The following is a 21,547-nucleotide window of genomic DNA, read 5'->3' as shown; positions in this document are numbered from 1 at the left end:
ACTCATCTGGTTGCTGGCAGCGCGCGCTGAGGAACGAACTGGACACTGAGTCTGCGCGCATCGGCGGAGACGCGGGGCAAGTTCGCCGCTGCGCGGACGCTGGGCGACCTCAAACAGCGGTACTGATCTGCGTCGCGCCGTCGTGGTGAAACGGCGCGGCAATGGCGCCGTTGATCTTGATGTCGATCAGGATCGGGCCCTCCGGATTGGCCAGCATCGGCGCCAACGCATTCAGTTCGTCCATCGTACGCACTGTCGCCGTCTGGAAGCCGAAGGCTTCGGCGACCGGGGCGAAGTCCACGTCCGGGAAGAGAGACATGCCTACGGGCATGTCTCTCATCGCCAGGAAGTGCGTCTCCGCTCCGTAGGCGCGATCATTCAGCACGACAATCACGAGCGGGATGTTCTCTCGCGCCACCGTCTCCAACTCGCCCAGTGTCATCAGGAAGGCGCCGTCACCGACCACGAACAGCGTGGTGCGCTCCAGGTTGGCGCGTGCAAAACCCATCGCGACGCCGAAGCCCATGCCGATGGATGCGAAGTCGCCGGCCTGCTTGTAGTGGGATGGAGCCGGCACCGAGATATACGGCACCACTTGCAGGAAATTGCCGGCGTCGTACACCACATTGCGGTCTTTCGGCAGCAGGTTGCTCAGCACCAGCCCCGCCGAGCGGGTGTCCAGCGTGCGCGGCGTGTGAGCCGGTTTGAAGTCGTTTGACAAGTCCCAGTTGTCCAGCCACTGGCGGAAAGCCGGTGCGTGGAACTCTTTGTGCGCTGCAGTGCGGGGCGGCAGTGCTTCCATCAGCGCTTGCGCAGCCAGCCTCGCATCGCCAACCATTGCGACGTCTGCATAGGTGTAACGGCCGATGTTGCTTCTCGAAGAGTCCACATGAATCAATGGCGCGTCCTTGGGAATGGAGGCGCCATTGCTAGTGGTGCGCCGGTTCATGCTGGCGCCAAAGGCCAGCACGGAGTCCGCCTGCTCGATCAACCGGCGGCCGCCGGCATTCGAGAAGGACCCGACGATGCCGCAATCCATGGGGTGGCCGCCGAACATGTCCTTGGCCTTCATGGTGGTGGCCAGCGCGGCGCCCAGATGATCAGCAAGAGCGATCAGCGCCTCCTTCGCGCCGGCCTGAAAAGCGCCCTGCCCCGCGATGATCAGAGGTCGGCGGCTATTCTCCAGTAGCGCTCCAGCGGCGGCAACGGCGGCGGCGCGCGGCGCCATCGGCTTCGGGGGCACGGCGGGCTTGTCCACAGGCGCGGTTTGCTCCACGTCGACCAGTCCCAGTTGCACGTCGGCCGGTAGCAGCAACGCCACGGCACCGTGCTCGGTCGCTGCGACGGCATCGGCCAACGCCTGCCGAGCGCTGTGTGAACTCGTGGCAATAAAGGGCGCAAAACCTGCGGCCTGAATTGCAAGGCTGGCGTTGAAGCGTTTGTTGTCGGGGCCGTGGTCGTCGGTCGACGTGTGGGTGGGCTGGTCGCCGAAGATCAGCAGAACGCGCGATCCGGAACGTTGCGCGTATGTGGCGCCGTGCATCGCGTTGGCCGTAGCGGGGCCGCGGCCGATAATCGCAATGCCGAGCTTGCCGCTGGCGGCCGCGAAGCCCTCGGCCATGCATACAGCGGTATTCTCGTGGCGGGCGCCGTGAAACTTCACGCCAATCGAGTCCAATGTGGTTACGAACAGCGCGGTGTCATCGCTCATGAGACCGAACACGACCTCAATCCCCATGGCCTTGATGTCCAGTGCCAGTGCTTGGTAGGCCGGTAGTGTCTTGTTGCTCATTGTGTCCTTTGCTTGGTCAGATGCCGGCGACGGCGCGTCGCCATAGATCCGGCAATTTCGTCTTCGTGAAAATTGGTTCTACGTTGGCGAGTGGCAGCGCCTCGTGCGGGAGCACTCGAGTGGGAATCTGCAGGAGTTACTCCTTCGACCCAGTGTGATACTCATTGCATTTGTCGCCGGTTAGCCAGAACCCAGGTAAGCAGCGATCACCGCTTCATTGGCTTGTACTTCGGGAGGCGTGCCTTCGGCGATCTTGCGGCCGAAGTCGAGCACGATGATCTTGTTCGAAATGTCCATGATCACCGGAATATCGTGCTCCACGATGAGGAAACTCATGCCGTATTTCATGCGCACGCGTTGAATCAGATCAGTCATGGCAATCTTTTCCGACCCGCTCATGCCCGCCATTGGCTCATCCAAGAGCACGAGCCGGGACTTTTGCATCAGCGCGCGACCGAACTCAACTTGCTTCTGGCGTCCATACGAGAGCTCCCCCGGCAGCTGGCCAGCGGTTTCACTCATACCCAGGAATTCAAGCACCTCCATGGCCGCAGCCTTGGCCGCACGCTGCTCCGCGCGTGCCTGGCCGGTGCGCAACGCACCCTGCAGCAAACCTGAGGAGCCCTGGCGGTAGGCGCCGACAACCAAGTTGTCGAGCACGGAAAGGCCGCCGAACAGCGCGAGGTTCTGGAAGGTGCGTGCAATGCCGTGTCTCGAGACCAGATGCGCCGCTTGACCGGTGATGTCCTGACCTTCGAAGGCTACCTGACCGGAGGTCGGACGGTACATGCCGGTGATGCAGTTGAACAAGGTGGTCTTGCCGGCGCCGTTCGGGCCGATCAGCGATGTGATCGAACCGGCGTCCATCGTGAATGACACAGTGTCCAGTGCGACAATGCCCTGAAAGCGCATCAGCAAGTCCTTGATGTCGAGCATCGCGGCGTTCATCGCTGTACCTCCTCTGCCTGGCTTGTCACGGGCGCAGACGTGCGGGCTGAGCCGAGATAGGACTCCTTCACTAGTTCTGAGGCTGCCATCGCCGCGGCCGGCCCCGACAGCACAATGCGGCCACGCTCGAGAAGGTAGGCCGTCGCAGCGAATTCGAGTGCAAGCCGGGCATTCTGCTCGACGACTAGCATCGATGTGCCGAGGGTCTCGCCGACGAACCTTAGTTGTTTGTAGATAGATTGAACAATGAGTGGTGCGAGGCCCAGCGAGAGCTCGTCAATCAGCAGCACCTTGGGGCCGGACACCAGCGCGCGGCCGAGCGCCAGCATTTGCTGCTCACCACCCGACATCCACCCTGCTAACTGCTTGCGCCGCTCGCGCAGCCGCGGAAACAATTCATAGACGCCCTCCAGCCGTCCTTTCAGCGCGGAGCGCGGAACGGCGGCAGCACCAACCCCCAGGTTTTCTTCAACCGTGAGCTGCTTAAATATCAACCGACCCTCGGGCACCTGCGCCATACCAAGCCGCACCAATCGGTGCGAAGGCAGGCCCAGTACCTGAGCACCATCGAATGTCACCTCGCCCCGTGTCACGTGGCCATGGTGCAAGTCAAGCAGGCCGGTTACCGCGCGGATCAGGGTGGTCTTGCCGGCGCCGTTGGCTCCCAGCAGCGCGACTATGCCACCGCTCGGCACGGTCAGATTGATGTCTTCCAGCGCCAGTCCCTTACTCGCATAGCCGACCGACAGGCCCTTAACTTCGAGCAGCGCGTTCATCGCTTGTCCCGTCCCACCACGAAGTGGTTTCGTAGCCTCCGTCCCATGCCGGCGATGCCGGTGGGCGCGAACAGCAGTAGCAGAATGACGAGCGTCCCAAAAATCAGTTGCACGGTCTGCGATTTGTTCTCTACCAGGATGCGATGCGCGAGTCCGGTGGTGGCACCGGCTTGGCTTGCGAAGCCAGTGATGATCGAGGGCAGCAGCAACCACACTGCCGCTCCAACGAGCGCACCCGGCAACGAGCCCATTCCGCCGATGATGATCATCGCGATGAACTGGATGGCGAACTGAATTCCGAAAGTTTCAGAGGTGACGTTGGTCAAGTAGTACGCGAACAGAGCTCCGGCCATCGCGGTGATTGCCGAACTCAGGCCGAAGGCCTTGAGCCGGAGAATCCGAACGTCGGCGCCAACTGAGGTGACAGCCAGCTCGTGATCGCGCATCGCCATCATGGCGCGGCCTTCTCGCGTGCAGAGCGAATTGCGCAGTCCCAGATATACCAGCGCCACGACCGGCAGAAGGAAGAAGTACCAGCGCAGCGGCGTGTTCAGTGCGATCGGACCGAGCGCGGCTTCCTTGTACGGTACCCCGACGACGTCGAAGAACTTGTACTGGTACTCCGCATAGGCAAAAACGACAATGTAGTGCACCGCGAAAGTGGACAGCACAAAGTACAGTCCTCGCACCCGCAGGGATGGCAATCCAGCCAGCAGTCCCGCCAACGAGCCCGCAAACCCAGCGGCCAGCAGCACCAATGGGAAGGGCCAACCCCACTGCGTCCCGGTCACCGCGGCGGTCATCGCGCCAACGGCGTAAAAGGCGGCGTGGCCAATCGAGATCAAGCCTGCGCTGCCGGTCAGGTAGTTCAGCGACAGCGCTCCGATCATGGTGATCATCATCAGATTCACTTGGGTGAGCCCGATGTTCAGCAACTGCATGTTAGACAGCCGCACGCCGAGAATCGACCGATCCGTCAACAGAACCGGAAGATAGCAAAGTGCCGTGAAGCAGACGGCGGCGCCCAGCCAGCGCCATGGAAACGGACGGGCTCGTGCCGGCAGGGACAGTGTGATTTCCTGGTTCGCCATAAGAACAGCCTTCGGGTGGAATATCAGACGCGGCCAAGCTCGCGCTGGCCGAACAGCCCCCACGGGCGGACCATCAGGATGAGCAGCAGCAAGGCATAGATCACGATGTCGCTGGACTTGGGCGAGATGTAGGTGGCAGCGAGTTGCTCGACTACGCCCACCAGCAGGCCCCCCACAATGGCGCCCGGAATGCTTTGCATGCCGCCGATCACCACTGCAGGGAGCGCGAGCAGGCCGATGCCCTCAAGTTCGGTCGAAGCGAGTTGCAACTGGCCCATGAAAAGACCCCCAATCGCGGCCAGGCTCGCACCGATGGCCCAGGCCATCCGGTTCATCATGTTCACGTTGATGCCCGATACGAGGGCTGCCTCATGGCTGTCTGCGGTCGCCCGCATCAGTAGCCCGACTGACGTGAACTGGAAGAAGGCGCCAAAGCTGGCCATGCAGGCCCAACTCACCGCCGCCGCGGTAAGGTGAAGCTGCGAGATGCGGACGTCACCCACAATGAAGATTCCCGCGGGCAACGGCGTCACCAGCGGGCGGCCTTGGGGCCCGTAGCTGATTTCGATGATGGCGCGCATCACGATCGACAGTGCGATCGTCACCATGATCACCGACAGCATTGGCCGGCCCGACAGCGGCTGAATCAGTAGCACGTGAATGACGATGCCCAGCCCCGCCGCAGCGCCGATCACCGCCGAAACGGCGAGCGGGAACGGTAGCTGCATCAGGGTGATCGTCGTCACGGCGAAGAACGCGCCGCACACGACAAACATGCCCTGGGCGAAATTGAACACCTCGGTCGCCTTGAAGACGACGGCGAAGCCGAGCGCAACCAGACCATAGATGCTGCCCAGGGCCAGACCACTGAAGAGTACTTGTGCAAGCATGATGTTGCCTGCCCGGTTACTTGGTGTACTTCACGTAGTCGTCGTATTCGCCATAGGCCTTGAACTTCTTCGCTACATAGTCATAGCCGAAGAACTTCAGAACCTGCGGCCCGATATGGTCGTCTTTTGTGAACGCAATCGGGGCGGACAGGCCTTTCGTGTCGACCGTGAAACCCTTGTTCATGGTGTCCATCAGCTTCGCGCGCGTCGGTTCGGCGCCTGCACGAGCAATCGCTTCCGCGGCCATCTGCGCCGTGGTCCAGCCGGCCACGTAGTTGATGTCCTCCTTCATCCCTCCGCGGCCAATCTTGTCCGCGTAGGCGGAAAGTTCCTTGTTGCCTGGGGTGTTGTCGGCACCACCGGGTGTGAAGCAGCTGACGAATGTGTAGTTGCCGCCTGCCTCCGCCCCAATCGAGCTGAAGATGTTCGGCGCCCCAAGGTAGGAGATGCCGAACGTGGGAATCTTCAAACCGTACTGCTGCATCGCCTTCATCGTCAGGATCGCTGTGTTGGCGACACCGTAGATCGTGATGAAATCCGGCTTGGCAGCGATGATGGCCTGCACTTGCGGTGTGACGTCGGCTGCGGTGACCTTCATGGTGATGATGCTCGAGGTGCCCCCTAGCTTCTTGGCAGCGTCAGCCACGAATTCAGCATACTCGACACCACCAGCACTCTCGACCGAGACCACCATTACCTTGGGGTTCTTCAGCTTGAGGTTCTCGGTGAAGTAGCGCACGCCGGTTTGAGCCATCTCGCGGTAGCCGCAGAAGCCGCCGTAGACCATGGGCGACGTCGGCTCGGACAGCGCCTTGGTGCTGGTGTAGGTTCCGACGATCGGAACCTTTCCGCTGCGAATGGTGGGCGCCAGCGCGACCTGGGCACCCGCTGTGCCGAGGCCGGAGATGCCTAGAACCGGCGTTTGAGTCACCAGCTTCTCATAGTTGACCTTGTCCTGAGCAGCGTTGTAGCGACTGTCTTCGGCCAGCACGTTGATCCTGCGCCCGTTAATGCCCCCACTTTCGGTGGTCCGCCGCATGTAGTCCAGGAAGCCATTGACCCAGATGGCTTGCGACGCCGAGGTCGGGCCGCTCAGGTCCATCATGACGCCCCAGTCGATGCGGTCGTTGTAGACGCCATCGCCAGGCGCCTCGAACGCGCTGGCGGCGAGGGCCATGCCAGCCAGCATCAGTGCACTTGCCACCGTTCTGGTCGAGCTCGCGACCCGGGTCGATGCTGCGTTTGCGGCGGATGGCGCTGAATTGCTTGTCGCGTTCATTGTTGTGTCTCCAATATATGCACCCGGATGACGGTGTGCGTTGCTAACCGAGATCTCGCCCAAACAGGCGATTGAATCTACGAAGATGTGCAAGGACGAATCCCCGCGTGAAGTGCCCTACAAAGCCGCGCCGCCGTCCATCGCGATCTCAGAGCCGGTCATGTAGACGCTGTCATCGGACAAGAGAAACAATACGAGTCCGGCGATCTCGCGCGCGGTGCCCAGCCGCCTGATCGGCACCTGCTGCACACGGCGAAGGTTCTCTTCGCGCGTTCTGACATTCAGCATGTCGGTGTCGATCGGCCCCGGATGCACGGAGTTGACGCGGATATTCTTGGGCGCCAACTCCAGGGCCGCCGCCTTGGTCATTCCCCGAACAGCCCATTTGCTGGCGGTGTACGCGATGGCGTTCGGAGCACTGCGCAAGGCCACCGTCGATGACATGTTGACGATGGCGCCTGTACCCGTCCGTTCCATGGCGGGCAGCACCGCCCTGATCCCTAGAAAGGTGCCGAGCTGATTGACGCGGGTGTGGCGTTCGAATTCGGCGGTGTCGGTCTCGGCCAGTGGCAGGGGCTTGTAGACGCCGGCATTGTTGACCAGGCCGTGAAGCCTGCCGAGCGTTTCCGCCAGCGCAACGGCATCGCTCCACTGCGTTTCGCTGGTCACATCGAGCGGCAGAAAAGCACAAGCCTCACCGAGTTCAGCCGCCAGCGCCTCGCCCTCCGTCACCAGCAGATCGCCAATCACCACCTTGGCGCCCGCTTCCACCAGGAGTCGGGCCTGCGCGGCGCCGAGCCCACGGGCACCGCCCGAGATAATAAAAACCCTGTCTTGCAATCGATTCATTTTGTCTCCTGGATGGGCCGAATTACGGCAATACCGTCGCAATGTCGACACGGTTTCTTCATTTGCGAAGCGGCTGTCACGCAGTGGCGCTGGCGTAAGTCCCCTGCGCCGTTTACGCTCTCAAGGTCGGTTGGCTGCGTCGGCGTTCTCGGGGGCGAGCGGCGATTGCAGGAGGAAGCCGCGGTAACCGTCCTCCGCCACCTGATCGCAGATCACGGTATAGGTGCCCAGGCCGCCGACGTACGGCAGAAACACGCGGGGTTTGCCAGGGATATTGGCGCCCGTGTACCACGACGCGGTGGTTGGAAACAGCGTCTTGTCGGCGACTTCGTTCACGTGCGCGACCCACTCGTTCTCGGCCTCGGCTTTCGCTTCCGCAACGTTCAGGGCCCGCTCCTGCATGTTGCGCAGGCAGCGCGCAATCCAGTCGACGTGCTGCTCGATCGCCACGACCACGTTAGTCAACACTGACGGACTTCCGGGTCCGGTGATGAAGAACAAATTGGGGAAGCCGGCCGTCATGATGCCTAGGTAGGTACGCGGCCCCTCGGTCCATTTCTCCTTGAGCGCTCGGCCATCGCGGCCGCGGATATCAATTCGGTCCAGCGCGCCCGTCACCGCGTCGTAGCCGGTAGCGAACACAATACTGTCCAGCTCGTAGGTCGTGTCCGTGGTGCGAATGCCCGTCGCCACGATCTCCTTGATCGGTGTTGCCTTCAGGTCGACCAAGCTGACATGCGGCAGGTTAAAGGTGTCGTAGTAGTCGGTGTCGACGCAGATGCGCTTGGTGCCGATGGCATGGTCGGTTGGAGCGAGCTTGGCTGCAACCTCGGAGTTCTTTACGATGCTTCGTATCTTGTTGCGAACGAATTCGGCTGCCTGGTCGTTCGCCTCGCGCTTGAAAAAGATGTCATTGAATGCGTGCGTGTAGTTGGCGCCGCCACGGCGCCAACGGCTCTCGTATTCCTGCTGCCGCTCTGCCTCGCTGACATCGAATGTGCCGCGCTGACTGTAGTCGTACAGGATGCCCGAGCGCGTCTTGCGCGCCTGCTCGCGGTACTCAGGGTACTTGGCCTTCCACTCCTGCTGCTCCACTGCCGAGAGCGGCCGGTTCCATGCCGGGATGCTGAAATTCGGCGTTCGCTGGAATACCACCACCTCGCCCGCCTGCTGTGCAATGGCGGGAATCGCCTGGATGCCCGACGAGCCGGTGCCGATGACACCGACACGTTGCCGCGTGAAATCGACCGTGTCGTGCGGCCAGTTGCCGGTGTGGTACCACTTGCCCTCGAAGCTGTCGAGGCCGGGTATGGTTGGCACGCGGCCAGCCGAAAGACATCCCGCCGCGGATATCAGGAAGCGCGCGACCAACTCTTCACCACGATCGGTCTTGACGGTCCAGAGGTGCTTCGCCTCGTCATAGTGAGCGGCGGTTACGCGCGTCTCCAGCTGGATGTCGCTCCGCAAGTCGAAGCGGTCCGCCACGTGATTGATATAGCGCAGGATCTCGGCTTGCTGGGGGTAACGCTCGGTCCACTCCCACTCCTGCTGCAGCTCCGGCGAGAACGAGTATGAATACTGCATGCTCTCGACGTCGCAGCGCGCGCCGGGGTATCGGTTCCAGTACCAGGTTCCGCCCACACCGGCGCCCGCCTCGAACACCTGCGCGCTCAGCTTGAGCTGGCGCAGACGATACAGCATATAGAGGCCGGCAAAGCCGGCGCCGATGACGACAGCGTCCACGGTGCGGACGGGGTGGCTCGATAGAGGTGAAGTCATTTATCTTCCTGCGTAATCATTGCGCGGCGGGGTTCAAGGCCGGGCGGGTGTGGGTGAATGCAACGCCAGCCCAATGGCTGCGGCGACGAAGCTGAGGATGGTGTTGCTGGCGCGTACCAGCTTTCCGGTAAGAAGCATGCCGTGCATGTGGTCGCTCAGGTGCAGCGCTGTGACCCGTACGCCTTCGGCTTCCAGCCGGGCGGCGTAGGCCCGGCCCTCGTCGCATAGCGGATCGTGGGCCACGGTGAGGACTAGCGCAGCGGCCGTGCCAGCTAGGCTTGCTGCCTGGAGGGGCGAGGCCCGCCAGTCCTTTCGGAGCAAGAGCGATGGCGTGTAATGGTCGATGAAATAACGCATGGTCGCCGCCGTCAACGAGACGCCGGCGGTGACCTTCCGATAGGATTCGCTGTCGGCGGCGAGGTCCAGTGCCGGATATAGCAACGCCTGGTAGCTCACCGGGGGAACGCTTCCGTCGCGGGCCATAAGCGCGAGCACGGCGGCTAAGTTGCCGCCCGCGCTATCACCACCCACTGCGATCCGGTCAGGCGCGATGCTCAAGGCAGCAGCGTTCCTCTCCACCCAATGCAGTGCGGCTACTGCGTCGTCCACCGCTGCGGGATAGCGATGCTCCGGCGCGAGGCGGTAGTCGACCGCCACGACGCAAATGCCCGCTAGATTCGCCAATTGCCGGCACAACCGGTCGTGGCTTTCCAGATTGCCGATGACCCAGCCGCCGCCATGCAGGTACAGCAGGCAGGGCAACCGCTCGCCCGACTGCGTCGCAGCTCCGCGATAAATGCGCAGTTGCAGCGGCCCACCCGGCCCGGAGATCGCTTCGTTGCGAACGCTACCGACTTCGGTGCGCGGCGGCTGCAAGACATCCCAGCTGGCTGCATATGCATCACGCGCCTCTGCCGGCGTCAAGGCCTCCAAAGGCGGCCGATCGGCCTGCTTAGCCAGTTCAAGCATGTGCTCGACTTCGGGATCCAGGGAAGACATAAGTCAGTCCTTCAAGGGCAAGTAGCTTGCGTGGGTACGCGCTTCGCCGAGTGCGGTCTCGTCGCGAGTCCGGCTGTCCGACTTCTGGTGAAGCGCTGTCGTGCCCACATGTCTCAACGGACGGGAGGTACGCCGGTCACGCCCTGTGTGATCAGGGACTCGATGACGGCCGCGTCAAATCCGAGGTCGCGGAGCACCTCTACTGAATGCTCGCCAAGCCTCGGCGGCAAACGGCCCAGCGATGTAGGTGAGGCTTCCATCGCGATGGGATTTGCCAAGACGCGAAGGGTGCCCTCGGTTGGATGCTCTCGCGTGCCCCAGAAGCCAACGCTGTTCAGGTGCGGATCCTCCAGCAGGTCAGGGAGCGAGTTGACGTTGCCGAAGGGAACGTCGGCCTTCGTCAGGAGTTCCGTCCACTCCGCTTTCGTCCTTTGTGCCACGAGTCGACCCACTTCGTTCCAGAAGCCAGGCTGATCGGCCTGCCGCGCCACGTGCGTGTTGAACCGGGCGTCGGCCGTGAGTTCCGGATCGCCGACAATCTGGCAGAACCGGGACCAGTGCTGATCCGTGTACGGGAGAACGCACAAGTACTCACCATCGCTGGTGCGAAACGGCCGACGAGAAGCCGTGCTCACCGGTGGGTAGCCCATGGTACCCAGCGAAGGAACGAAGCTCTCACCCCATAGATGCTCGATCATGTTGAACGCGACCATCTGCTCGAACATCGGCACGCTGACCTCCTGACCTTCGCCAGTGCGATGCCGATGACAGAGTGCCGAGACAACCGCAAAGGCCGCATGCACCGCAGTGATCTTGTCGCCCATGATCGAGGGCACGTATCGTGGCTCGCCGGCAATGGCTGACTGCAGCACTGCCAACCCTGAGGTGGCTTGAGCGACATCGTCATATGCAGGCTTTCCAGCGTACGCGCCATCGTCGGCAAAGCCCTTGACGTGGCAGAGAACCAAGGAGGGATTGATACGGCTCAGTCTGTCCCAGGTAAGTCCCAAGCGGGAAGCTGCATCGGTGCGGATCGAATGAAGGACCACGTCAGCCGTGCTTACCAGAGCCTCCAGCACTTCCTTGCCCTCAGCACTCTTCAGATCAAGTACCACGCTCCGCTTGTTCCGGTTGCTGCACAGGAAGAAGGCGCCCATGTCGCTGGAGTGACGTGGCCCGATGCGTCGTGTCATGTCGCCCTCGGGAGGCTCGACCTTGATAACGTCGGCGCCCATGTCGCCTAGCATTTGTGCGGCCATTGGCCCGACGATCATCGTAGCGAGGTCCAGGACGCGCGTCCCGTGCAGCGCGCCTGGCTTGTTGGAGTTCTGGGTCATGGTAGACAAAGGAAATTAGTTGTCGGTGCTCGAAGCGAGCGATCAACCGAGGCCGCCCCAAACTCGGTCGAGATCCGCGGCTGCCGTGCCGGTCAACAGAGTCAGCGCCGTACAGTAGCGGCCCGAGCTGAAGATCAGTGGCTCACCGTCGCCAAAGGCGAGATTGCGCACGCGGCCAACGAACAGCACGTGGTCCCCGCCGTCGATGGTCTGTTCCGTCTCGCACTCGAAGCGCGCCAACACCCCAGGCAGCAACGGAGAACCGCCGAGGCCGCTCTCCACCTCGATTCCGGCAAACTTGTCCGGGCTCGGCATGGCGAACCGGTGCGAGACGTCAGACTGTCCTGCCGACAGTACATTGATCGCGAAATGACCCGAGGCTAAGAAGCCTTCCAACGACGGCGATTTGCGGCCGATGCTCCAAAGCACCAAGGGCGGCTCCAACGACAGCGCTGCGAAAGAATTGGCCGTGAGGCCTTCGCGCTTTCCATTCGGTGCACGCGTGGTAATCACCGTGACTCCGGTAGGGAATCGGCCGAGCGCGTTACGAAGCTGGCGCGCGTCGTGGCTTCCGTCGAGCGTGAAGTGGCGCAGTTCCATAGTGGTGCTTCAACGAATCGCGGGCAGGACCTTCTCTGCCAAAAGCCGCATCGAGTCGCGCGCCAGTTGCGGATCTTTCCAATCCACGCCGGCGTACAGCAGGGTGCCGAACTCACCGATCTCGGATCGCAGGCCTCCCAGTTGATCAGCCACCTTCGCTGGCGATCCGTGAATCACGAGTTGCCTCATCACGTCATCCAGTGTCACCTCGTCGTCCGGCTGTTTCGGATCGTGCTTGAACACGCCAAGCGCGCTGCGTCGCTTGAGCTTTGAGAACAGCGATTGATAGTAGTAGTAGTACGGGCCATCCCTGCCCATGGCGTACGCCTCCGCGGTCGCATCATCCTTTGCCACGAACACGGTCTTCGCAACGCGCCAGTTGGAAAGCTCGGGGAGGCGGCCTGCACGCTCGCAACCCTCAACGTACTTGGTCCAGTGCGTCTTCACCCACTTGGGCAGCAGGAAGTTGGCCGAGATTGGGTCCCAACCGCGCGCGGCCGCTTCAGCAATGCCCTGGGAGAACGGCGCCACCGCGGTGACGACGATCGGAGGATGCGGCCGCTGCAGCGGCAGCGGGATCGTGCCCATTTGCGTTTCCGGGATGTACGTCCGTTCTGTGGAAAGATTCCAGAACTGCCCCTTGATGTTGTACGGAGGCTTAGTCGTCCAGAGTTGGAGAACCTGGTTGATGGCCTCGAGGAACATGGCTGGTCGCGGAAGATCCATGTTCCCAAAGATCTCTGCATCCGACGGCAGCGCCCCGGGGCTGATGCCGAGAATAAAGCGGCCGCCCAGCAGATGATCCAGCATGGCGATCTCACTTGCAGTGGCAGCAGGGTGATGGTTCGGCATGTTGATCGTGCCAGTGCCAAGACGGATTTGCTTCGTTGCGTTCGCCAAGCTTGCGATGAACATCGCCGAAGACGTGATATTTTCTTCCGGATCGGTGGCGTGCTCCCCGCAGTACGCTTCCGTGAAGCCCAACTCGTCAGCGAGGATAAATGCCTCTCGGTCCTCACGTAGCGACTGCTGCCAGTCCTTGCCGATCGGATGCATGGGCATGGTGAAGAAACCGAGTTTCATGGGAGTCATTCCTTGTCGTTGCAGTGCGGTGTCGATGCTCGGAGTCTAGGCACCGATGCGGCGCGCGACCAGACACTTGTTTCGATGTCAAACCTTCAATTTGATTGCTGAATGGTGTTCTTCGACCCGACGCTAGTAGTCGCCCCCTCGTTCGTACATGCGGGCTCACGGCCCTCTTGAGCTGTTGGCGTCTGCGACTCTGCGAAGGACCAACGCTCGATGTCGAGCCCGAGCCAGATCACGTGGGAAGACACGCGTCACGATCGACCGTTGTCCGTGGTCGCCCTGTGCTTGAGCAAGCCGCGATGCCAGGGCGCATGAGATTCTGTGCAGGTCCTCCCGCGCACCAGGTCGATCGAACGGCCTGTGCGCGGGCTCCTTGGGAGCCTGTCAATGATTCGGCCATGCTTTGCCTGGCGAAGGCGTTGCACGTATGACGCCAGGTTTGCCCACCACAGGTTCTCACACGCGCTTCAAGGGGCTGTCTTGACGAGTGGCCGTGCCTTTTCCACGATGTATGTGGCGAGTTCGGACGACCTGCCCTCGTCGACATTCTTGGCCGAGTGGATTGCCCCGGCCGGGATGAACAGGGACTCTCCAGCTTTGAGCGTCACCGGCGGCTTCCCGTCAAACTGATACTCCAGTGAGCCTTCCAGTACAAAGGCAACTTCCACACCTGGGTGGGAGTGCCGGGGAAATGCCGCCCCACGAGAAAAATCCACGCGAACCTGAATGACCTCGCGGCCGGGATCGCCAAGATCGCGGCGCATGAGCTCCGTGCGCCCGATCTCGGGTGACTGGGAATCGGCGAACGTTGCGAAACTCGCTCCGAATAGGACCGCCGCCACGACAAGTTGAGTTGATTTCATAAAACTTCCTTTCGAGTTTGGATTAACAGAGAGAGCTCCAGCGCTTCGAGTAATCATCGAATTTGCACGGCCGGTCATTCACGAACATGATCGAAGTAGCCTTCATAGCCCTCGGCCTCCATATCGTCGCGATGAACAAATCGCAGAGCTGCAGAGTTGATGCAGTAGCGCAAGCCGCCCTGTTCGACCGGGCCGTCACGAAAGACGTGACCCAGATGACTATCGCCGTGTGTAGATCGAACCTCGATCCCACCTTGTCTGGGATCCGGGCGTTCACGTACGTTGGCGGCGACAATGGGCTTGGTGAAGCTGGGCCAGCCGCTTCTGGAGTCGAACTTGTCAGATGAGGCGAAAACTGGCGCTCCGGACACGATGTCCACATAGATGCCTGGTTTGTCGTTGTAGAGATGCTCTCCTGTCCCGGGGTATTCGGTCGCACCGAGCTGCGTCACGCGGTACTGCTCCCGCGAAAGCTTCGAGATGGTATGGGGATTTTTGCGGTACTTTCTCACCTCGTTCTCCTCGGGCGGTGACACGGTAGGCGGGCAAAGAATGAAAGCTTGCATGGCGAGATCCGTTGAAAAATGGTGGTGGGGGCCTCGGGTGTGACTGCGAACCCTCACACCCCGGCCCAGAGGATGGCAGGCGCCGCAGTTGACTTGTATTGCACCATCGTCGATGGAATCAACGTTCGAGTTTGGATGCGCACGATCGTGGCGCAAGAGAACGCAAACATTCCCAACCAACAGGCCGAGAGCCCTGCACACATAGTTGGGTTGACTGAACCTTTGTTTAGGCAGGGGTTGGGCAGCAGCCAGAGGATCGCCTTGGCTGTCCCGTGTGCTACGCCGAGCACGTTAGGGCCCTCGCTCTAGCCGCGCGGCGCCTTAGGGCGCGGTTCTCACATACAGCAACATCGGAGTCGCCAGCCACCCCTCACCGACTCATTCGTCTACTTCGCGAGCAAGTCGGGGCCGGCGCCGTCACAATTGACAGCCGCGCCCATACAGTCACTCGGGCTGCGTCGACCTCTAGTACCAAGTCCCTACTCGGTCTCTATCGATATTGACGCCACCCGTGGGGCGCTCGAGTCGACATATAGCCGCAAGGCGAGCCGGGCCCTTCGGCCAGATTCGTGCTCCAGTTGCTCGGAGACAGCGGGTCTGATCAGACGATGCTGATCACGAGCCCATGTTCGCGCCAGAGCCCCTTGAGAACGCGGCCGCGCTTGCCTTCATTCGTCGACCCAGGCTATCGCCTCTGCAAGTTCGGCGCGTTGCGTTCTGAATGAGTTTGCGGGATGGGTCTGCGCTTCGTAGCCAAATGAAACCGCGCAAACCATCCGACGGCTCTCATCGATGCCGAGCGCGGCTTTTACGTCACCACTGTAGACGGCCGGCGCCGCTTGGCAGATAGAAGAAATTCCATGAACCTGCATTGCGAGCATGAGGATCTGGACGTACCCGCCCACGTCTACAGCTCCATAAACGCCCAACTGCGCATCGGTCGTCATGATTGCGACGTGCGGAGCACCAAAGAATTGGAAGTTTTCCCTAGATTGCCGCCGCGCCGCATCCTTGTCGTGGCGCTCTACGCCGACGGATTGGTACAACTGCAAACCGCAGTCCCGTCGGCGCTGCAGGTAAGTTCCTGAGTACGCCGATGGAAATTCGAAATCAGCCCGTCCCGGGTTTCGCTCATCGAAGCGACGCAGCAGCAAGGCCCGCAACCTCTCGATCGCGCGCTCAGACGCCAACGTAGCATGCCAGGGCTGCGCATTGCACCAGGACGCGGCACGCTGGGCCATTGCGAAGATGTTTTCGATCAGCGATCGCGGAACTGACTCCTGCAGGAATCCTCGACAACTGTGGCGCTCAGAGAGGAGTTCTTCTAACGTAGACAAGTGCATGCATACTCCGGCGGTTCAATCGGGCTTTATGCCAGCATTACGGATCATCCGGGCCCAGCGCGGCCGTTCAGTGCGCAGGAAGGAGGCGAACTCCTCCGGGGATTTCAGGATGTAGTCCTGCCCCAACGTAGCCAATTGCTCCTGCACATCCTTGCGGGACAGGATTTTCTGCATCTCTCGGTTCAAGCGCTGAACGATTGAAGGATGTACGCCAGCAGGGACGGACATGGCGGTCCAACCGATCACTTCGTATCCAGGTAGACCTGACTCCGAAAGGGTGGGAGTCTGTGGCATCAGTGGTGAACGCTTTGCGGATGTAACCGCCAGCAATCGCAGACGATTCGACTGGATCAATGCGCGCGCCGTCGAATAGTCGACAAAGGCGGAGTCGATCTCCCCGCCTACGACATCGGTCAACGAAGCCGGGGCGCCCTTGTAGGGAACATTGAACATTTCGATGCCGGCCATCTGGTTGAACGTGGACGCCGCGACCAAACTGGTCGCGTTGGCGCTTCCAAAGGTCACCTTGCCTGGCCGGTCCTTCGCATACGCGATGAACTCCTTTACCGATTTGACCGGCAACGACGGATTTACTACGAGGACGAACGGCAGCGATGCCACCATTGCCACGGGAACAAAGTCGGTCGCAGGGTCAAATGGGACATGCTTCATCAGATACGGATTCGCCACGAGCGTCGTAGTGCTGCCCATGAATACTGAATATCCGTCCTTGCCGCCGCGCAACGCCTCCAGGCCGGCTACCACCCCATTGCCACCTGGCCTATTGTCCACGATCACAGGTTGCCCAACCAGCTCGGACAAGTGCTTTGCGATCAATCGGGTTGCGACATCGGCGGCCCCTCCCGAAGGAGAAGGGGATATGAGCCGGATCGGTTGGCTGGGCCAATCCTGCGCGTGGGCGTTGACTGAAATCGCCAAGGCCGCTGGCAGGGCAAGAGTCAACTTGAGCAAGGTTCTTCGTTTCATTTTTTTTTCCTACGTTGGTCAGCCGGCATGTCGCTCAATCGAGCTCCAATTTCAGCGGACGAATGGCCGCGGCCCACTTCTTCTGATCCTGGTCGATGAACTCTTGGAACTTGGTCGGGCTGTCCACCGGCATGGGTATGGATCCAGTACTGGCCAGCATGGCCTGGTAGCGGGGAGAGTTCACCGCGGCCTTGATGACTCGCTCAAGTTTCTGGACAACGGCCGGGGGCGTGCCCGTCGGTACGCCATAGCCCCACCAAGGATTCGGCATTCCCTCGATGCCCGATTCGGCGAACGTCGGAACGTCGGGCAGGCTGGGCAGGCGCTGCGGCGTGCCGACCGCCACGATATTCGCGGTGCCCGCTCTCAGCAACGACAGTCCGTGAGTGACGGAAGTGAAGAAAAGGTGAATACGGCCCGTGACCAGATCTGCAGTCGCTTGCCCTGGATCCTTGTAGCCGACACCCTGCAGATTCAAGCCGGCCGAAGAGGCGAGGCGTGCGGCCAGCAGGTGCGGGCTGCCGCCCGCCCCCCAATAGCCGTAGAACAGCTTTCCGTCATTTTCCTTCGCGTACTTCAAGAACTCACGGCCGGTGGTAATCGGTACGGTCTTGGAGACCGCCATGACCATTGAAACAATCCCGCCACCCGCGATGGCCGTGAAGTCGCTGTTCTTGTACGGCACCTTCTTATAGATGAGGACGTTGTTAGCCGTTTGATTGTTCATCATAAGGAGCGTATAGCCGTCCTTCGGCGCTGAAGCCACCTGCGCCGCAGCGATCATCGTCGAGGCACCGGGCTTGGTCTCGACGATCACGGGCTGTCCGAGTTCCTTTGCCATCAGATCAGCCAATAGCCGGGTGCTGACTTCCATGCCAGTGCCCGGCGCAAATCCAACCACGATGCGGGCCGGGCGTGACGGAAACTCGTCTGCCGATGCCTCTGTGATTGCAAGTAGGGGTGCGAGCAGCAGGCTCAGGACCGCCCGGCGGCGAAAAGGGTGTTTGGCCATGTATGTGTCCTTCATTCCTAGGGATTCGGCAGTACGTCAGATCTCCGGCGACTGCACGACGCCGGCTAGCTTCAGGCGGGCTATCTCCGAGTCGCGAAGGCCCAGCTCTCGCAGTACTGCGTTCGTGTGCTCGCCTACATCGGGGGCACGGCTTGCACGTCGCTTGCTCTCGCCCTGGATGAAGAAAGGACTTGCTACTGTCATTGTCACGTCCGGCACCCCATCAAGTTCGACCAAGATGCCATTGGCCTTCATCTGCTCGTCATGTGGTGCGTCTTCCGCGCGCGCGACGATGCTCGTGACTATCCCAGACCCCTTGAAGTGCAGCTTCCAATCGGCGGCAGTTCGGCGCGAGAACGCCTCATCCAGCCGTCGAATCAGCTCGACGTTGTGCTGCAGCCGTGCGTCATAACTATTGAAGCGCTTGTCGCTCAGCAAGTCAGGGCACTCGACGATGGTGGCAAACTTCGTCCAGTGCAGTGCTTGGTGCGCCGGGTTGAGAGTGATCATGAACCAGCGGTCGTCGCTGCAAAGATAGTGAATGTTCAGCGGATTCCAGCTCTCCGACCGGCGGCGAATCGGCCGAAACTCCGCGCCCGCGAGCGCTGCCTGGATATAGACGGCGTTTTGCCAGGCGCCGTTGGCCAGCAAGGAGGAACCCACGTAGCCGCCTGCGCCAGTGCGCTCGCGCCGGTACAGGGCACTGACGATGGCTCCAAACAGTGACAACGCGGAGAGGTGGTCGCCAGAGGCAGCCGGGGCCTTGGCCGGCGGCATGTCTGGATCCGAGCGGGCCTGGTCCATCAGTCCGGAGCGCGCCCACCATCCGGTGGTGTCGAAGCCAGCTTCGTCGCGTTCCTCCCCGACCTCTCCGTAACCAGTAAAGGAGGCATACACCAAGCGTGGGTTGATGGTGGAGAGAGTCTGATGATCCGCACCTAACGCTCCGCGCACTGGGAGCGGCAGGTTGGTGATGAAGACGTCGGCGTCCCGGCAGAGACGATGTAGCAGTTGCCGGCCCTCAGGGGTCTTCAGGTCCATCGCTACGCTTCGTTTGCCGCGGCCGGTCAACAGCCAAAGATAGTTGGTTGTCGCCTGCGGCAACTCGGGTCGGCGATGCTGGTGGCGCCACAAGTCGCCTTGACCTGGCTGCTCGATCTTGACGACATCAGCACCAAGGTCACCCAAAATGGTCGCGGCCGCCGGTCCAGCGACGAAGCTGCCGACTTCTACAACGCGCAAGTGAGAGAAAAGGGATTCCTCAGAGTTCATCAGTGGCACTCCTAGAGGGCGCATCAGGCCGAAAATAGTCGGGTCGACCCGCAGGCCACGGGTCGCCCCACAGTTGTTGGCCACCATCCACCGTCACTACCTCCCCGGTTATGAACTTGGCGCTCGAGCCAGTGAGGTACACACAGGCTTGCGCGATGTCCTGCGCGTCGCCCGGACGGCGCATGACGTTGGGCTGCCCGTAGTAGGTGGCGAGGCCATCGGGCGGATAGTGCTCGAATCCCGTAGTCTCGACCACGCCTGGCGCCACGCAATTGAGCTGTATCCGGTGCGGCGCCCACTCGACGGCGAGCGTCTTGGAAAGGTAGATGACGCCGGCGCGGGCGGCGCAGCTGTGCGCGGTGGTTGGCCGTCCGCGCCACACCGTCGAGACGATATTGACGACTCGGCCAGACACATCGCGCGCAACCCAACGCTTGGCGGCAGCCTGAATCATGTACCAGGTGCCATTGAGGTTGGTGTCGATCACGGCCTGCCAGCCGCGATGCGTGAAGTCAATCGCAGGGGCGGCAAACTGGCCACCCGCGTTGTTGACCAGGACATCGAGGCGGCCAAAGCGCTTGAAGGTTTGGTCCATCAGCCTGTCCGCCTGCTCGGGATCCCGGATCGTCATGGGAACCTCCAGGGTGTCGGCCCCTAGCGAACGCAGCAACCGGGCCGATTTTTCGAGCCGGTCTGCATTGCGGCCGCATATGACAAGTTTGGCACCCAGTCGCGCATACAACACGGCGATCGCCTTGCCCAACCCGCTTCCGGCACCCGACACCAGTACCACCTGATCATCGAACAGACCGTCGCGGAAGTCCGTCGGCAACGCCACCAGTTCCTCATCACTGAAGCCGAAGCGGGGCGTGCACGCAGAGTTCATGTTCTGCGGGCCTCAGCGAACGGTGCGGGGCATGTTCAAACCCCGGGTCGCCACCATCTCGCGCATCACCTCACCGCTGCCTCCTCCGTAGGTGTTGATCTGACACCGGCGGTACTGTGCCTCGACGTCGCCCGCAATCAGCGCTGCCTCGCTCCCGTGGCGGACCAATCCGCCGATGCCGAGAACTTGCAGCAGGTCACGACACGTCTCTACCAGGGTTTCGACGCCATGCACTTTCGCCGCGCAGGCATAGGCAGGGTCGGGTTGGGCGCCCTCCAGGCTCCAGGCAAGCCGCATGTTCATGATGCGCAAGGTTTCCATCCGGGCGTACACACTGGCGAGCAGGCGTTGGACGCACGGGTCGTCGATTGGGCGACGACCCGCCCCACCCTCACGGGCCCAGGCCAGCGTACGCCGGTAAAGTTGCTCTCCATGGATCCCGCGCGCCGCGATACCAATGCGCTCGTAGTTCAGTTGGGAGGTGATCAGCTTCCAGCCGCCGTTCAGCTCACCGACCAGCATGTCGCGCGGCACGAAGACGTTGTCGTAGTACGTCACGTTGGTGTGCATGTCGGCGACGGTCTCGATCGGCGTCATGGAGAAGCCCTGAGCCTTTGTGTCCACCAACAGGATCGAGATCCCCTTGTGTGCCTTCGATTCCGGGTCAGTGCGTGCAGCCAGCCAGATCAGATCGGCACCCTCTGCGTGGCTCGTGTATATCTTGCTGCCGCTGACGCGGAAGCCATCGTCGGATACGACGGCGCGCGTCTTCAGGCTGGCGAGATCCGTGCCCGAACTGGCCTCGGTGTAGCCAATGGCGAAGTGCAGTTCCCCCGACGCTATTCCCGGCAGCAGCTTGGCCTTCTGCGCCGGCGAGCCATGGACCATAAGCGTAGGCCCCAGCGTACTGAGCGTGACGAACGGAATCGGAGCGCCCGCTCGCAGCGCTTCCTGAACGAAGATCAACTGCTCCATGGGTCCATAGCCCCGGCCTCCATATTCGCGAGGCCATCCGACGGCCAGGTAGCCGTCGCGGCCCACCTGACGAATGACTTGCTTGTAGATGGGTGTGGCGGCGTGTACCCGCAACGCCTCCTTGAGGTCCGGCGTGATGAGGGCGGTGAAGTAGCCCCGAATTTCCTCGCGCAAGGCCTGTTGCGTATCGGTCAGTTGAAATCGCATTCGAAAC

20 protein-coding genes are annotated in these 21,547 nt (G+C 61.6%); all 20 read right to left on the bottom strand.

The genetic code is table 11. From position 1 onward, the window contains the following. Positions 1 to 109: 109 nt before the first annotated feature. Positions 110 to 1,792: a thiamine pyrophosphate-binding protein gene (locus QTI68_RS25855; RefSeq protein ID WP_286525726.1), complete on the bottom strand. Its 1,683-nt coding sequence runs from the start codon at positions 1,790 to 1,792 to the stop codon at positions 110 to 112. 180 nt (positions 1,793 to 1,972) lie between these two features. Then, positions 1,973 to 2,740, bottom strand: a complete 768-nt coding sequence (locus QTI68_RS25850) for an ABC transporter ATP-binding protein (RefSeq protein WP_286525725.1) — start codon at positions 2,738 to 2,740, stop codon at positions 1,973 to 1,975. Further along, a complete protein-coding gene (locus QTI68_RS25845; protein WP_286525724.1) occupies positions 2,737 to 3,516 on the bottom strand; it encodes an ABC transporter ATP-binding protein in 780 nt (259 codons plus the stop codon). Before QTI68_RS25845 ends, QTI68_RS25850 begins: the two co-directional genes overlap by 4 nt. Then, positions 3,513 to 4,607: a branched-chain amino acid ABC transporter permease gene (locus QTI68_RS25840; protein ID WP_286525723.1), complete on the bottom strand. Its 1,095-nt coding sequence runs from the start codon at positions 4,605 to 4,607 to the stop codon at positions 3,513 to 3,515. The genes QTI68_RS25845 and QTI68_RS25840 overlap by 4 nt, the downstream gene beginning before the upstream one ends. Before the next feature lie 23 nt (positions 4,608 to 4,630). Beyond that, entirely contained in the window at positions 4,631 to 5,497 is an 867-nt protein-coding gene (locus QTI68_RS25835; RefSeq protein ID WP_286525722.1) for a branched-chain amino acid ABC transporter permease, read from the bottom strand. Positions 5,498 to 5,513: 16 nt separating this feature from the next. Then, positions 5,514 to 6,776 carry an ABC transporter substrate-binding protein gene (locus tag QTI68_RS25830; protein ID WP_286525721.1) on the bottom strand — a complete coding sequence of 421 codons (1,263 nt, stop codon included), beginning with the start codon at positions 6,774 to 6,776 and terminating at the stop codon, positions 5,514 to 5,516. 117 nt (positions 6,777 to 6,893) lie between these two features. After that, entirely contained in the window at positions 6,894 to 7,625 is a 732-nt protein-coding gene (locus tag QTI68_RS25825; RefSeq protein ID WP_286525720.1) for a glucose 1-dehydrogenase, read from the bottom strand. 120 nt (positions 7,626 to 7,745) lie between these two features. Next, a complete protein-coding gene (locus QTI68_RS25820) occupies positions 7,746 to 9,404 on the bottom strand; it encodes a flavin-containing monooxygenase (RefSeq protein ID WP_286525719.1) in 1,659 nt (552 codons plus the stop codon). A 33-nt stretch (positions 9,405 to 9,437) separates the two neighbouring features. Then, positions 9,438 to 10,403, bottom strand: a complete 966-nt coding sequence (locus QTI68_RS25815) for an alpha/beta hydrolase (protein ID WP_286525718.1) — start codon at positions 10,401 to 10,403, stop codon at positions 9,438 to 9,440. Between the two features lie 113 nt (positions 10,404 to 10,516). Then, positions 10,517 to 11,740, bottom strand: coding sequence for a CaiB/BaiF CoA transferase family protein (locus QTI68_RS25810; RefSeq protein WP_286525716.1), 1,224 nt, complete (start codon positions 11,738 to 11,740; stop codon positions 10,517 to 10,519). 42 nt (positions 11,741 to 11,782) lie between these two features. Further along, positions 11,783 to 12,340: a flavin reductase family protein gene (locus QTI68_RS25805; protein ID WP_286525715.1), complete on the bottom strand. Its 558-nt coding sequence runs from the start codon at positions 12,338 to 12,340 to the stop codon at positions 11,783 to 11,785. A gap of 9 nt (positions 12,341 to 12,349) precedes the next feature. Beyond that, a complete protein-coding gene (locus QTI68_RS25800; RefSeq protein ID WP_286525714.1) occupies positions 12,350 to 13,423 on the bottom strand; it encodes an LLM class flavin-dependent oxidoreductase in 1,074 nt (357 codons plus the stop codon). A gap of 473 nt (positions 13,424 to 13,896) precedes the next feature. Further along, on the bottom strand, positions 13,897 to 14,292 hold the full coding sequence (locus QTI68_RS25795; RefSeq protein WP_286525713.1) for a cupin domain-containing protein: 396 nt from the start codon (positions 14,290 to 14,292) through the stop codon (positions 13,897 to 13,899). Positions 14,293 to 14,366: 74 nt separating this feature from the next. Beyond that, positions 14,367 to 14,858: a peptide-methionine (R)-S-oxide reductase MsrB gene (msrB, locus tag QTI68_RS25790; protein ID WP_286525711.1), complete on the bottom strand. Its 492-nt coding sequence runs from the start codon at positions 14,856 to 14,858 to the stop codon at positions 14,367 to 14,369. 668 nt (positions 14,859 to 15,526) lie between these two features. Continuing rightward, the gene (locus QTI68_RS25785) at positions 15,527 to 16,201 is read right to left on the bottom strand and encodes a nitroreductase (protein WP_286525709.1); all 675 of its coding nucleotides are present in this window, start codon (positions 16,199 to 16,201) and stop codon (positions 15,527 to 15,529) included. A gap of 15 nt (positions 16,202 to 16,216) precedes the next feature. Then, the gene (locus tag QTI68_RS25780) at positions 16,217 to 17,188 is read right to left on the bottom strand and encodes a Bug family tripartite tricarboxylate transporter substrate binding protein (protein WP_286525707.1); all 972 of its coding nucleotides are present in this window, start codon (positions 17,186 to 17,188) and stop codon (positions 16,217 to 16,219) included. Positions 17,189 to 17,222: 34 nt separating this feature from the next. Then, complete coding sequence (locus QTI68_RS25775; protein WP_286525705.1) at positions 17,223 to 18,200, bottom strand: Bug family tripartite tricarboxylate transporter substrate binding protein; 978 nt, start codon at positions 18,198 to 18,200, stop codon at positions 17,223 to 17,225. A 36-nt stretch (positions 18,201 to 18,236) separates the two neighbouring features. Next, positions 18,237 to 19,472 (bottom strand): CaiB/BaiF CoA transferase family protein, encoded by a 1,236-nt coding sequence (locus QTI68_RS25770; protein ID WP_286525703.1) that lies wholly within the window; start codon positions 19,470 to 19,472, stop codon positions 18,237 to 18,239. After that, positions 19,462 to 20,358: an SDR family oxidoreductase gene (locus QTI68_RS25765; RefSeq protein ID WP_286525701.1), complete on the bottom strand. Its 897-nt coding sequence runs from the start codon at positions 20,356 to 20,358 to the stop codon at positions 19,462 to 19,464. Before QTI68_RS25765 ends, QTI68_RS25770 begins: the two co-directional genes overlap by 11 nt. A 12-nt stretch (positions 20,359 to 20,370) precedes the next feature. Then, the gene (locus QTI68_RS25760) at positions 20,371 to 21,540 is read right to left on the bottom strand and encodes an acyl-CoA dehydrogenase family protein (protein WP_286525700.1); all 1,170 of its coding nucleotides are present in this window, start codon (positions 21,538 to 21,540) and stop codon (positions 20,371 to 20,373) included. Between the last annotated feature and the right edge of the window lie 7 nt (positions 21,541 to 21,547).

The sequence above is a fragment of the Variovorax sp. J31P207 genome, assembly GCF_030316965.1.
In the GTDB taxonomy this organism is placed as follows: Bacteria; Pseudomonadota; Gammaproteobacteria; order Burkholderiales; family Burkholderiaceae_C; genus Variovorax; species Variovorax ginsengisoli_B.
Note: the sequence above shows the minus strand (reverse complement) of the source record. Positions and strands in the feature narration are given on the sequence as shown.

Bases quoted from the DNA above. Each gene is read 5' to 3' on its own strand.
- QTI68_RS25810 (WP_286525716.1), bottom strand. From the start codon at position 11,740: ATGACCCAGAACTCCAACAAGCCAGGCGCGCTGCACGGGACGCGCGTC.
- QTI68_RS25850 (WP_286525725.1), bottom strand. From the start codon at position 2,740: ATGAACGCCGCGATGCTCGACATCAAGGACTTGCTGATGCGCTTTCAG.
- QTI68_RS25820 (WP_286525719.1), bottom strand. From the start codon at position 9,404: ATGACTTCACCTCTATCGAGCCACCCCGTCCGCACCGTGGACGCTGTC.
- QTI68_RS25780 (WP_286525707.1), bottom strand. From the start codon at position 17,188: ATGAAACGAAGAACCTTGCTCAAGTTGACTCTTGCCCTGCCAGCGGCC.
- QTI68_RS25775 (WP_286525705.1), bottom strand. From the start codon at position 18,200: ATGGCCAAACACCCTTTTCGCCGCCGGGCGGTCCTGAGCCTGCTGCTC.
- QTI68_RS25785 (WP_286525709.1), bottom strand. From the start codon at position 16,201: ATGCACTTGTCTACGTTAGAAGAACTCCTCTCTGAGCGCCACAGTTGT.
- QTI68_RS25835 (WP_286525722.1), bottom strand. From the start codon at position 5,497: ATGCTTGCACAAGTACTCTTCAGTGGTCTGGCCCTGGGCAGCATCTAT.
- QTI68_RS25800 (WP_286525714.1), bottom strand. From the start codon at position 13,423: ATGAAACTCGGTTTCTTCACCATGCCCATGCATCCGATCGGCAAGGAC.
- QTI68_RS25830 (WP_286525721.1), bottom strand. From the start codon at position 6,776: ATGAACGCGACAAGCAATTCAGCGCCATCCGCCGCAAACGCAGCATCG.
- QTI68_RS25795 (WP_286525713.1), bottom strand. From the start codon at position 14,292: ATGAAATCAACTCAACTTGTCGTGGCGGCGGTCCTATTCGGAGCGAGT.
- QTI68_RS25845 (WP_286525724.1), bottom strand. From the start codon at position 3,516: ATGAACGCGCTGCTCGAAGTTAAGGGCCTGTCGGTCGGCTATGCGAGT.
- QTI68_RS25840 (WP_286525723.1), bottom strand. From the start codon at position 4,607: ATGGCGAACCAGGAAATCACACTGTCCCTGCCGGCACGAGCCCGTCCG.
- QTI68_RS25770 (WP_286525703.1), bottom strand. From the start codon at position 19,472: ATGAACTCTGAGGAATCCCTTTTCTCTCACTTGCGCGTTGTAGAAGTC.
- QTI68_RS25760 (WP_286525700.1), bottom strand. From the start codon at position 21,540: ATGCGATTTCAACTGACCGATACGCAACAGGCCTTGCGCGAGGAAATT.
- QTI68_RS25805 (WP_286525715.1), bottom strand. From the start codon at position 12,340: ATGGAACTGCGCCACTTCACGCTCGACGGAAGCCACGACGCGCGCCAG.
- msrB (WP_286525711.1), bottom strand. From the start codon at position 14,858: ATGCAAGCTTTCATTCTTTGCCCGCCTACCGTGTCACCGCCCGAGGAG.
- QTI68_RS25815 (WP_286525718.1), bottom strand. From the start codon at position 10,403: ATGTCTTCCCTGGATCCCGAAGTCGAGCACATGCTTGAACTGGCTAAG.
- QTI68_RS25765 (WP_286525701.1), bottom strand. From the start codon at position 20,358: ATGAACTCTGCGTGCACGCCCCGCTTCGGCTTCAGTGATGAGGAACTG.
- QTI68_RS25825 (WP_286525720.1), bottom strand. From the start codon at position 7,625: ATGAATCGATTGCAAGACAGGGTTTTTATTATCTCGGGCGGTGCCCGT.
- QTI68_RS25855 (WP_286525726.1), bottom strand. From the start codon at position 1,792: ATGAGCAACAAGACACTACCGGCCTACCAAGCACTGGCACTGGACATC.